This window comes from Amycolatopsis sp. NBC_01307, from assembly GCF_035975215.1.
GTDB lineage: Bacteria > Actinomycetota > Actinomycetes > Mycobacteriales > Pseudonocardiaceae > Amycolatopsis.
The window spans coordinates 6,243,808-6,256,068 of record NZ_CP108403.1; the positions used below are offsets into that span (position 1 = coordinate 6,243,808).

At 71.1% G+C, this 12,261-nt stretch carries 8 protein-coding genes; 3 read left to right on the forward strand and 5 right to left on the reverse strand.

Annotated elements, in window-relative coordinates:
• Positions 1-22 precede the first annotated feature (22 nt).
• The 5 genes from hrpA to OG439_RS26765 form a co-directional block, all read right to left on the reverse strand.
• The gene (gene hrpA / locus OG439_RS26745; RefSeq protein WP_326943573.1) at positions 23-3,916 is read right to left on the reverse strand and encodes an ATP-dependent RNA helicase HrpA; all 3,894 of its coding nucleotides are present in this window, start codon (positions 3,914-3,916) and stop codon (positions 23-25) included.
• A gap of 140 nt (positions 3,917-4,056) precedes the next feature.
• Entirely contained in the window at positions 4,057-4,410 is a 354-nt protein-coding gene (locus OG439_RS26750) for a hypothetical protein (protein ID WP_326943574.1), read from the reverse strand.
• 117 nt (positions 4,411-4,527) lie between these two features.
• Positions 4,528-5,691 carry a lactate 2-monooxygenase gene (locus OG439_RS26755; RefSeq protein WP_326943575.1) on the reverse strand — a complete coding sequence of 388 codons (1,164 nt, stop codon included), beginning with the start codon at positions 5,689-5,691 and terminating at the stop codon, positions 4,528-4,530.
• A gap of 46 nt (positions 5,692-5,737) precedes the next feature.
• Positions 5,738-6,304 (reverse strand): GNAT family N-acetyltransferase, encoded by a 567-nt coding sequence (locus OG439_RS26760; RefSeq protein ID WP_326943576.1) that lies wholly within the window; start codon positions 6,302-6,304, stop codon positions 5,738-5,740.
• Positions 6,301-7,767 carry an APC family permease gene (locus OG439_RS26765; protein ID WP_326943577.1) on the reverse strand — a complete coding sequence of 489 codons (1,467 nt, stop codon included), beginning with the start codon at positions 7,765-7,767 and terminating at the stop codon, positions 6,301-6,303. Before OG439_RS26765 ends, OG439_RS26760 begins: the two co-directional genes overlap by 4 nt.
• A gap of 230 nt (positions 7,768-7,997) precedes the next feature.
• On the opposite strand from OG439_RS26765, the gene OG439_RS26770 reads away from it, so the two are divergent.
• The 3 genes from OG439_RS26770 (at position 7,998) to OG439_RS26780 (ending at position 12,196) form a co-directional block, all read left to right on the forward strand.
• Positions 7,998-8,639, forward strand: a complete 642-nt coding sequence (locus OG439_RS26770) for a GOLPH3/VPS74 family protein (protein WP_326943578.1) — start codon at positions 7,998-8,000, stop codon at positions 8,637-8,639.
• A gap of 49 nt (positions 8,640-8,688) precedes the next feature.
• The gene (locus OG439_RS26775; protein WP_326943579.1) at positions 8,689-9,849 is read left to right on the forward strand and encodes a saccharopine dehydrogenase family protein; all 1,161 of its coding nucleotides are present in this window, start codon (positions 8,689-8,691) and stop codon (positions 9,847-9,849) included.
• Positions 9,850-10,084: 235 nt separating this feature from the next.
• On the forward strand, positions 10,085-12,196 hold the full coding sequence (locus tag OG439_RS26780) for a M4 family metallopeptidase (RefSeq protein ID WP_326943580.1): 2,112 nt from the start codon (positions 10,085-10,087) through the stop codon (positions 12,194-12,196).
• Positions 12,197-12,261: the final 65 nt, after the last annotated feature.

A 12,261-nucleotide genomic window follows, 5' to 3' on the forward strand; every position in this document is an offset into this window, starting at 1 on the left:
AGTCGACCGTCCAGGTACGGCGTCAGGCCAGGGCGTCGTCCAAAGCCTTCGTAATCCGTTTCAGCGAGACCGGGTGGGCCGTGCCCAGGGTCTGGGCGAAGAACGAGACCCGCAGCTCCTCGATCATCCAGCGGACCTCGTCCAGGGCCGGGGACGACGTGCCCGGCGGGAGGGAAGCGCGAGCCTCGGCGTACTCAGACGTGATCCACGCGATGTCCGCCGTCCGCTGCAGGTCTCGGGTCGGTTCCGAGACCAGCTTCTCCAACCGCCGTGAGATCCCTTGCAGGTAGCGGACGACGTTGCGCAGCCGGGACGCGCCCGTCGCCGTCACGAAACCCGGGTACACCAGCGATGACAGCTGCGCGCGCACGTCCGCCAGGGACTCCGCCGGGCCGCGGGTCGAAGGCAATGCCACCTCGACGTCGTTCGCCGCGCGCAGGATCTTCTCCACCTCCGTCAGGACCTCCAGCACCGTCTGGTGCAGGCCGGCCCGGACCTTCTCCAGCAGCGACGCGAACCCGGCTTCGTCGAACGCCGGGCCGCCCGCGGTGGCCATCAGGGCGTCCACCGCGCAGTCGACGCAGTCCTCCAGCAGCGCCGCGACGCTGCCGTGCGGGTTGCGGTTCAGCACCAGCTTCGAGGAGTTGGACAGCGACCGCGTGATGAACTTCATCGGCGAGCTCAGGTTGAGCCGCAGCATCCGCCGCGTGCCCGCCCACATCGCGTGTTCCTGCTGGGCCGGCGTGTCCAGCATCCGGACCGCCACCGTCGCGCCCTCGTCGACCAGCGCCGGGTACGCCTTGACGTCGTGGCCGCGTTGCGTCGAAGCGAACACCCTTGGCAGGGAACCGAACGACGGCTTCGTCAAGCCCGCCTTCTCCAGGCTGTTGGCCGCCTTCGAGATGGTCTCCCGGACCTTCGGCGCCAGCTTGAGCCGCAGCAGCGAGATGTCCTTGCCCTCGGCCACGCGCTTGCCGCGCTCGTCCACCACCCGGAACGTCACCTTCAGGTGGTCCGGCACCGAAGAAAGGTCCCAGTCGGAGAACGGGATCGTGATACCGCGCAACGCACGCAGCTCGCGGCCGAGCACCTCCAGCAGCGGACCGTCCGAAGGGGACACTCGCGAAAGGACGTAGTTCGCCGTGTCCGGTGCCGGGACGAAGTTGCGGCGCACCGCTTTCGGCAACGACTTGATCAGCTGCGTCACCAGCTCCGACCGCAATCCTGGCACCTGCCAGTCGAAACCGTCCTCGGTGACCTGGTTCAGCACCGGCAGCGGGATGTGCACGGTGACGCCGTCCGCGTCCGCGCCCGGCTCGAACTGGTAGGTCAGCGCGAAGGCCTGCGTGCCCTGCGTCCACGAGTCAGGGTAGTCGCCCTCGCGGACGCCGCCCGCGGTCTCGTTGATGAGCATCGACTTCTCGAACGACAGCAGGTCCGGCTGCTCGTGGCGGGTCTTCTTCCACCACGTGTCGAAGTGCCGCACCGAGACGACGTCCGCGGGCACGCGGGAATCGTAGAACTCGTACAGCGTCTGGTCGTCGACCAGGATGTCGCGGCGCCGCGCGCGGTTCTCGAGGTCCTCGACCTCCTCCAGCAGCGCCCGGTTCTCGGCGAAGAAGTGGTGGCGCGTCTGCCAGTCGCCCTCGACCAGCGCGTGCCGGATGAACAGCGCCCGCGACATCTCGGGGTCGATCCGGCCGTAGTTGACGCGCCGGTCGGCGATCAGCGGGACGCCGTAGAGCGTCACCTTCTCGATCGCGATCACCGCGCCCTGCTTGCGTTCCCAGTGCGGCTCGGAGTAGTTGCGCTTGACGACGTGCTGCGCCAGCGGCTCGACCCACTCCGGCTCGATGCGCGCGTTGACCCGCGCCCACAGCCGGGACGTCTCGACCAGCTCGGCCGACATCACCCAGCGCGGCTGCTTCTTGAACAGCGCCGAACCCGGGAAGACGCCGAACCGGGCGCCGCGTGCGCCCAGGTAGTCGCCCTTCGCCGGGTCCTTGAGCCCGATGTGCGAGAGCAGCCCGGCGATCAGCGACGTGTGCACCTTCTGCGGGTCGACGGCGTCGGTGTTCGTGTTCAGCGAGATGCCGAGCGGTTTGGCCAGCTGGCGGAGCTGGCTGAAGATGTCCTGCCACTCGCGCACACGCAGGTAGTTCAGGTACTCGTTGCGGCACAGCCGGCGGAACTGGTTGCTGGACAACGCCTTCTGCTGCTCGGCGACGTACTCCCAGAGGTTCAGGTAGGCCAGGAAGTCCGACGTCGGGTCCGCGAACCGCGCGTGCTGCTGGTCGGCCTGCTGCTGCTTCTCCGACGGCCGCTCGCGCGGGTCCTGGATGGACAGCGCGGCCGCGATGATCATCACTTCGCGGACGCAGCCGTTCTGGGCGGCTTCCAGGACCATCCGGCCCATCCGCGGGTCCACCGGCAGCTGCGCGAGCTTGCGGCCGGTCTCGGTGAGCCGCCGGTCGCTGTTGCCGGCGGCCTCGCTGTCGAACGCGCCCAGCTCCTGCAGCAGGCCGATGCCGTCGGTGACCTGACGGCGGTCCGGCGGCTCGACGAACGGGAACGCGGCGATGTCGCCCAGCCCCAGCGACGTCATCTGCAGGATGACCGAGGCCAGGTTGGTCCGCAGGATCTCCGGGTCGGTGAACTCGGGCCGCGCCTCGAAGTCGTCTTCGGAGTAGAGCCGGATGCAGATGCCGTCCGACGTCCGGCCGCAGCGGCCCTTGCGCTGGTTCGCCGACGCCTGCGACACCGGCTCGATCGGCAGCCGCTGCACCTTGGTGCGGTGGCTGTAGCGCGAGATCCGCGCGGTGCCCGGGTCGACGACGTACTTGATGCCCGGCACGGTCAGCGACGTCTCGGCGACGTTCGTCGCGAGCACGACCCGGCGCCCGGTGTGCTGCTGGAACACCCGGTGCTGGTCGGCCGCCGACAGTCGCGCGTACAGCGGCAGCACCTCGGTGCCCCGCAGGTCGGCGCGGTTGAGCACGTCCGCCGTGTCGCGGATCTCTCGCTCGCCGGAGAGGAACACCAGCACGTCGCCCGGGCCCTCGGCGCACAGCTCTTCGACGGCTTCGAGGATGCCTTGGGTCTGATCGCGCTCGTCGTCCCCTTCGGGATCCTCCGGGTCGACGAGCGGCCGGTAGCGGACCTCGACGGGGTACGTCCGGCCGGAGACCTCGACGATCGGCGCGTTGTCGAAGTGCTTCGAGAACCGCTCCGGGTCGATGGTCGCCGAGGTGATGATCACCTTGAGGTCGGGACGCCGCGGGAGCAGCTGCTTGAGGTAGCCGAGGATGAAGTCGATGTTGAGGCTGCGCTCGTGGGCCTCGTCGATGATCAGCGTGTCGTACTGGCGCAGTGACCGGTCGGTCTGGATCTCGGCCAGCAGGATGCCGTCGGTCATCAGCTTGACCAGCGTGTCCTGCCCGGACTGGTCGGTGAACCGCACCTTGTAGCCGACGGTGTCGCCCAGCTCGGTCTTGAGCTCGCTCGCGATCCGGTCGGCGACCGTGCGCGCGGCCAGCCGGCGCGGCTGCGTGTGCCCGATCTGGCCGCGGACGCCGCGGCCCAGCTCGAGGCAGATCTTCGGCAGCTGGGTGGTCTTGCCCGAGCCGGTCTCCCCCGCGACGATCACGACCTGGTGCGCGGCGATGGCCGCGCCGATCTCGTCCTTGAGCCTGCTGACCGGCAGCTCTTCGGGGTATTCGATCTTGGGCACGCTCTCGCGGCGCGACAGCAGGCGCAGCTCGGCGGCGTCGACGTCGGCGGCGATCCGGGCGAGGGCGGAGTCGCGGTCGCGGGCCTTGCGGGCACCGTCGAGCCGCCTGCGCAGCCGGTGCTCGTCGCGCGGCATCAGCTCGGGCAGGCGCGCACGCAGCGCTTCGAACGGGGATGGTGTGGACATACTCGGACCAAGGATAGCCGTGCGTGACGACGCGGGCTCCTGAATATCCCCGCGGCGTGACCGGCGGCACCCCGAAAAGCCGTGAAGGCCTCCTTACCGGCCATAAGAGCCGGTAAGGAGGCCTTCACGGACGACGAGCGTCAGCCGGGCTGGCCGGGCTGCTGCGGGTACTGCTGCTGGGCGTACGGCTGCTGCTGCGGGGCCTGGCCGGGGAACTGCTGCTGCGGCTGGCCCGGGTAGCCCTGCGGGGCGCCCGGGGCCGGCGGCTGCTGCGCGAACTGCTGCTGCGGCTGCGGCGCGGCCTTGGACCGGTTGAGCACCAGCGAGACGACGATCAGCGCGACGCCGACGAGACCCAGCACGATCCCGAACGTGGGCTGCATGTCGTCGGCCCAGGAGATCAGCAGGAAACTGCGGTTGAACTGCTCCAGAATGAACGAACCGAAGCCGAGGACGGCGAACAGGACGCCGATCCGCATCATGATGGAAGACATGGAAAACCCCCAACGGGCAAGGAAAAACAGGAGCAGACCGCCCCCGACGGCCCGCAATGGGACTCGAACGATAACGACCGGTCCCGACCCTGTCCCCGGATTTCCCGATTTGTTACCTCACGTCCGCTGGAGCGAGTCCGGGCCCAGGTCGGCGAGCGTCCGGTGGCCGGAAAGTCCCATCGTCAGGTCGAAGTCGGCCAGCAAGCTCCGCAGCACGTGCCGCACGCCGTCCTCGCCCGCGTGCGCCAGGCCGTAGACCCACGGACGCCCCACCAGCACCGCGCGGGCGCCGAGCGCGATCGCCTTGAGGACGTCCGCGCCGGTGCGGATGCCGGAGTCGAACAGCACCTCCAGCCGGTCGCCGACCGCCGCGACGATGCCGGGCAGCGCCTCCAGCGCGCCGATCGCGCCGTCGACCTGGCGGCCGCCGTGGTTGGACACGACGATGCCGTCCATCCCGGCCTCGGCGGCGCGACGCGCGTCGGCGACGTGCTGGATGCCCTTGAGCACGATCGGGCCGTCCCAGTGCTCGCGCAGGAACGGCAGCTGGTCCCACGTCCGGTCGGCGCCGGTGATCATGCCGAGCCAGCGCAGGATCGCCGTGCCCGAGTCCTCCTCCGGCGTCTTCTCCAGCAGGCCGCGGAACACCGGGTCGGTGAACGCGACGGCGAGCCCCTCGCCCTTGAGGAACGGCAGGTAGCCCTGGTCCAGATCGGACGGTCGCCAGGCCAGCGTCCACGTGTCGAGCGTGACGACCAGCGCCGTGTAGCCGGCCGCCTTCGCCCGGGCCAGCAGGCTCGCGCAGACGTCCGGGTCGCCGGGCCAGTACAGCTGGAACCAGCGCGGGCCGTCGCCGTTGGCCGCGGCGACGTCCTCGATGCCGGTCGACGACGCCGTGGAGAGGATGAACGGCAGGCCGACCGACGCCGCGGCCCGCGCCGTGGCGGACTCGGCGCCGGAGTGCACGATCGACTGGACGCCGACGGGCGCGACGGCCACCGGCGCGGGCAGCCGGGTGCCGAGCACCGTGGTCGCCAGGTCGCGGTCGGTGGCGCCGGTCAGCATCCGCGGCACGACGCGCCAGCGGTCGAACGCCTCGCGGTTGGCCCGCGCGGTGGCGCCGGAGCCGGCCGCGCCCGCGACGTAGGAGAACGGGCCGGGCGCCATGACCTCGCGCGCCGACGCTTCGAGCTTCGTCGCGTCGGTCGAGCACGGCGGCAGCTGACCACCGAGTCCCTGCAGGTAGAGCTCGTTCTGGTAGCTGCCGAAGCGTTCGGTCACGTCTGCCTCCTCGCGTTCGAACGCGCACTGTACTCGCCGGTACGGCTCAGGCAGGGAGACGCCGCATCGGCTGCATGGGCGGGCCGCCGGGTGGCGAGAACGCGAGGCCGTGGTCGGCGAACCCGAGCCGCCGGTAGAGCCGCGTGCTGGCCGGCGAGCTGGCTTCGAGGTAGGTCGGCGCGCCCGCGGCGTCGTAGCGGTCGAGGCCGTGGCGGAGCAGCCGCGTGCCGACGCCTTCCCGCTGCCGGCCGGGCCGGACGCCGATGAACTGCGCGTGCCAGTGCGGCTCGTGCGGCTCGTGGGCGGCCATCAGCCCGAGCAGGGCGCCCAGCCGGTGCAGCTCGTCGTCGTCGAGCCCGGGGATCATGAGGTCGCCGTCCCCGCCGGTGGGGGTCCAGATCACCGTGGCCGAGTGGTCGGTGGTCAGATCGACGCTCCCGGCCGCGAACCCCAGCTCGGCGAGGGCGCGGAAGAACGCCGGGTGGGCGCGGGTGCGGCGGCGGTCGTCGCCCGGGAAGACCCAGCGGCTCATCGGGTCGTCCTGGAACGCGGCGACGAGGATGCCGATGACGACGTCCACTTCGGACGGACTCGCGGATCGGACGTCGCTCATCGGCTGACCGGCTCCTCGACCTCGCGGACCGGCCCGCCGATCCCGGCGTAGACGTCCGGGCGCAGGGTGCGCAGCGACTCGCCCCGCAGGAAGCCGACCAGCCCGGCCAGCACCAGCAGCCCCGGCAGGCCCCAGCGCAGCAGCGGGTTCGCGCCCGCCGGGCCGAGCAGGACGTCGAAGTGGGCGACGATGAGCACCAGGATCACGCTCAGCGCCAGCGTGGCCAGCAGCGGCGCGATCAGGCGCCGCCACCGCGTCTCCGTCCCCGGGTGACGCCGGAAGAAGCCGACCACCGACAGCGAAACCGCGATCATGATGATCGTGACGCCGGTCGACGCCGTGACGCCGGTCCAGGTGAACAGGTCGGTGAACGGGTCGCGCCCGGCCAGCGCGAACACCGCGACGACGACGAACGCGATCGTCGTCTGGACCAGCGAGCCGCCGATCGGGGCGCCGGTGCGCTTGCTCGTGCGGCTGAACCCGGCGGGCAGCAGCCCGTCGCGGCCGAGCGCGAAGAAATACCGCCCGACCGCGTTGTGGAAACTCAGCATCGCGGCGCATTGGCTCGTCAGGAACAGGACGTAGGCCACGTGGGAAAACACCGGACCGAGGTGTTCCCCGGTCAGCCCGAACAGCAGTCCCGGCCCTTCGGCGACGGCCCGTTCCACGATGTGGTCCGGCCCGGTCGCGACCGCCATTCCGAGCGAGGAAACGACGAACAGCACGGCGGTCAGGCCGATCGCGATGTACGTCGCCCGGCCGACCGTCCGGCTCGGGTCGCGGCATTCCTCGCCGTAGGTCGCGGCGCCTTCGAAACCGAGGAAAACCGCGATGGAAAAGGCGAAGACCGCGCCGACACCCGCCGTGAACAGGCTCGACGGCGAAAGCGGCGTCAGCGAAACGTGGCCGCCTGCCGGGTGCGCGAACATCCCGGCGTCCGCCACCACGAGCACCGCGACCTCCAGCGCCAGCGCGACACCGAGCACCTTGGCGTTGAGATCGATCCGCAGCACCCCGGCCGCGCCGACGACCAGCACCGTCAGCAGCGCGATCAGCCACCACGGCACGTGCACGCCGAACAGCGTGCCCAGCCACGTCGAAACGGAAAGGCCGAAGATGCCGTAGATCCCGAGCTGGATCGAGCTGTAGGCGACCACTGTGACGTAGGCGACGCCGGTGCCCGCCGATTTCCCGATTCCGTGGGCGACGTACGGGTAGAACGCGCCGGCGTTCGTGATGTAGCGGCTCATCGCGGCGTACCCGGCGGCGAACAACGCGAGCACCGGAGCCAGCACCACGAACGAAAGTGGCACGCCGATACTGCCTGTCACAGCGTAAGTCGCCGAAACCCCGCCGGCGATCGCGTAGAGCGGGCCCGCCGCCGCGACCACGAAGAACACTATCTGAACGGCACCGAGGCGCCGGGTGCCGAGGCCGCGCCGTTCCGGCGTGTGCGTGCGCATGAACCTTTCCCACTGCTCGGAAAACCCGTGGTGCCGCCGGGCACGCCCCATTACCCCCGCGCCGTTCGAGCCGAAGCTGATCATGGCGGCGGTCCACAGAGTAGGGGCAGCGCCCCCGCCCGCGGTACGGCCGATCGGGGTAAAACACCCGTGGCGCCGGAAACCGCCGGAAGCCCTACCGCTATCTTCGGGATCCTTCCCGTCGACAGCCCAGGGGGCCCATTTCCGTCATGCGCCGGCTCACCTTGGTCGATTCGTTCTTCTTCCTCGGGCACGACGAGTTCACCGGGCGCGCGGTGCTCGGCCGGACGTCGCTCGGCATCGGGCTCGCCGGCGCGGTGTTGTGCGACCTGTTGTTCGCCGACCGGATCACCGTCCAGGACCGCAAAGTCCGGCCGATCACCCGGCGGCCGCCGGGAATTCCGACCATGGACCGGATCTTTTCCGAAATCCTCACCGAATCCGCCGCGTACGGCGTGCGCGACTGGATCGACCACCTGCGCGCGACGCTGCCGTCGATCACCGCCGACAACCTCATCGCGCTCGGGCTCGTGCGCCGGGCGCCGGATCGGGTGCTGTTGCGCCGCACGCACCGCTACCCGCCCGCGGACGTGCTCGTCTCGACGGCCGCGCGCAGCAAGGCCCGGTCGGCGGTGTTCGGCGTCGAACGGCCCGACCCGCACTCGGCGTGCCTGGCGCTGCTCGCGTGGACCGCGGGGGTCTCCGACCTGTGCGAACCGGAGCTCGGCCGGGCGCAGGTGCGGGCCTGGATGGCCGACACCCACGAGTCGCTGCCGCGCCGCATCGCCGACGTGATCACCGCGGTGGAAGCCGTGGCGGCGGCCGTCGTCTACACCGGCGACCGGAAGTGACCGGCTAGTAACCTGGGCAGGTCCGCCGTCGACGTCCCCTGGAGGAGACATGCGCGCGCACGACGTGGTCCTGTTCGGCGCCACCGGCTTCACCGGCGGCCTCACCGCCGGGTACCTGGCCCGCCACGCGCCCGCGGACCTGCGCTGGGCGCTGGCCGGGCGCAACCGCGGCAAGCTCGAGGCCGTGCGGGCGAAGCTCGCGGAGATCGACGACCGGTTCGCGACGCTCGACCTGCTCGTCGCCGACTCGGGCGACCCGGCGTCGCTGCGCGCGGTCGCCGAGGCCACGAAGGTCGTGATCACGACGGTCGGGCCGTACCTGAACCAGGGTGAGCCGCTGGTCGCGGCGTGCGCCGAGGCGGGCACCGACTACGTCGACCTGACCGGCGAGCCCGAGTTCGCCGACCTCATGTACCTCAAGCACGATCGACGCGCCCGCGAGACCGGCGCGCGGCTGGTGCACGCGTGCGGGTTCGACTCGATCCCGCACGACCTCGGCGCCTGGTTCACCGTGCGGCAACTGCCCGAAGGCGTGCCGCTGCGCGTCGACGGTTACGTCCGGGCGAGCGGGATGCCGTCGGGCGGCACGTTCCTCAGCGCGCTGACCGTGATGTCCCGGATGCCGGCCGGGGCGCGGGCGGCTCGCGAGCGCACGGCCGCCGAGCCGCGGCCGACGGGCCGGTTCGCGCGGGCCCCGCTCGGCCGGCCGCACCGGGTGGCCGGCGCGGGCTGGTGGGCCGTGCCGCTGCCGACGATCGACCCCGAGATCGTGCGCCGGTCCGCGGCCGCGGTCGAGCGTTACGGCCCGGACTTCACCTACCGGCACTTCGCCGCGGTCAAGCACCTGCCGGTGCTGGCGGGCGGCGCGGTCGGCGTCGGCGCGCTGTTCGCCGCCGCGCAGGTCCCGCCGGCCCGGCGGGCGCTGTCCCGGCTGCTGGCGCCCGGCGGCGGACCGAGCCCGGAGCGCCGGGCGCGGTCGTGGTTCTCGGTGCGGTTCATCGGCGAGGGCGGCGGCCGGCGCGTGGTGACCGAGGTGTCCGGCGGCGACCCGGGTTACGACGAGACAGCGAAGATGCTCGCGGAGTCGGCGCTGTGCCTGGCGACCGACGACCTCCCGGAGACGGCCGGCCAGGTGACCACGGCGGCCGCGATGGGCGACGCGCTGATCGACCGGCTCACCAAGGCCGGGATCCGCTTCGAGACGCTCTGACCGCCGCCCCTTGCCGCACCCGGTCGTGAGTGAGTAACAGTGTTCTAACACTGTTACTCACTCACGACCGCTCCTTCCGGGCCCGCCGTTTCACGCGGTTTCACAGTGCCGTGGCGTGAAACTTTGCCGGTGTGATGGATCTTCTGCCGCTCCCGGCACGCGATTAGCGTCTGCCGGGTTCTGCATCGATCTTTGGGCGGAACCTCCCCTTTCCCCAGTTTTCCCGAGGAGCGTCATGAGATTGCCCCAACGGTTCGCCGCGCTCGGCGGGGCGACGGCGGCGGGCATGGTCGTGGTCGGCATCGCCGTCGCCGCGCCCGCGCAGCCCGACCCCACGCCACCCCCGGCGGTATCCGCCGCGCAGGCCCAGGCCAACGCCACCAGCGCGGCGGCCGGCCTGGTCAACGCCCGCCCGGCCGCCCTGTTCGCCGGGTCGCACGACAAGTTCGTCCAGCGGGACGTGCGGTCCGCGTCCGGCCTGTCCTACGTCGTCTACGACCGGACCTACGACGGCCTGCCCGTGATCGGCGGCGACCTGGTCATCGCCACCGACTCCGCGGGCACCGTGAAGACCACCTCCGTCGCCCAGCAGCAGCCCCTCGGCGACCTGAACGTCCGCGGCGCCAAGCTCACCGCGGCCCAGGCGGACGCCGTCGCCGCCAAGCAGGTCCGCGGGCCGAAGGGCCTGCCCGGCGGGAAGCTCGTCGTCGTCGCCGACGGCAGTGGCCGCCTCGCCTACGAGAGCAACGTCGAAGGCACGGACGAACACGGCGAGCCGAGCAGCCTGAGCGTCTACGTCGACGCCGTGGACGGCCGGGTGCTGCGGAACGTGCAGCACGTCGCCGCGGGCACCGGCACCGGCAAGTGGAACGGGCCCGCCCCGCTGCCGCTGAACACCACGAAGTCCGGCAGCACCTACTCGATGGCCGACCCGAACACGCCCAACCTGGACTGCCGCAACTACAGCAGCGACTCGATCCTCACCGGGACCGACGACAGCTGGGGCAACGGCACCGGCACGAACATCGAGACCGGCTGCGCGGACGCGCTGTTCGTCACCCAGACCGAGAAGAAGATGCTGTCGGAATGGGTGGGCCGCAACGGCTTCACCGGCAACGGCGGCGCCTGGAAGATCCGCGTCGGCCTCGACGACGAAAACGCTTACTACTACAACTCGCGCCCGGCGTACGTGAACCTCGGGCACAACCCGAGCGGCGAATGGGTCGGCTCGCTCGACATCCTGGGCCACGAGATGGGCCACGGCGTCGACGACTACTCCGGCTCCGGCGGCTTCTCCGGCGGCGGCACGCAGGAGTTCATCGCCGACACCTTCGGCACGGCGACGGAGTTCTACGCGAACGAGCCGTCGCAGTACGACCCGCCGGACTACGCGATCGGCGAAGAGGTCAACCTGGTCGGCACCGGCGCGATCCGCTACATGTATGACCCGTCGAAGGTCGGCGACCCGAACTGCTACTCCAGCTCCACCCCGAACGCGGAGGTGCACAAGGCGGCCGGGCCCGGCGACCACTGGTTCTACCTGCTCGCCGAGGGCAGCAACCCGACCAACGGCCAGCCGACCAGCCCGACCTGCAACAACACCACCGTGGCCGGGCTGGGCATCCGCAAGGCGATCAACATCATGCACGGCGCCGTCCAGCTCAAGACGTCCGGCAGCTCGTACGTGCGCTACCGCACGTGGACGCTGCAGGCCGCGAAGAACCTGTACCCGAACAGCTGCACCGAGTTCAACGCCGTGAAGGCGGCCTGGAACGCGGTCAGCGTGCCGGCGCAGTCGGGCGACCCGACGTGCACCGACTCGACCCCGACCACCACGCCCCCGACGACCGCGCCCCCCACCACGACACCGCCGACGACCACGCCGCCGCCGGGCAACTGCACCGGCCAGAAGCTGCTGAACCCGGGCTTCGAGTCGGGCAAGACGTCGTGGTCCGACCCGAACACCACCATCGGCCAGTGGGGCAGCCAGGCGCCGGCGCGCTCGGGCAGCTACGCGTCGTGGCTCGGCGGCCAGGGCGTGACCCACACCGACACGCTGACGCAGTCGGTGGCCATCCCCGCGGGCTGCCACGCGAGCCTGACCTTCTGGTTGCGCGTCGGGACCGCCGAGACCGAGAACGTCGTCTACGACAAGCTCGTCGTGTCCGCCGGCTCTTCGGCGGTCGCGACGTACTCGAACCTCGACCGCAACTCGGCCTACGCGCAGAAGACGATCGACCTGTCGTCCTACGCCGGCCAGACGGTGACGCTCAAGTTCGCCGGGATCGAGGACCAGTCGCTGCAGACGTCGTTCGTCGTCGACGACACCGCGCTCACCGTGAGCTGATCCGCGCTCGGTGACCGGCGAGGCCTGCCCCCTACTTTGGTGGCAGGCCTCGTTGCATCGGCTGC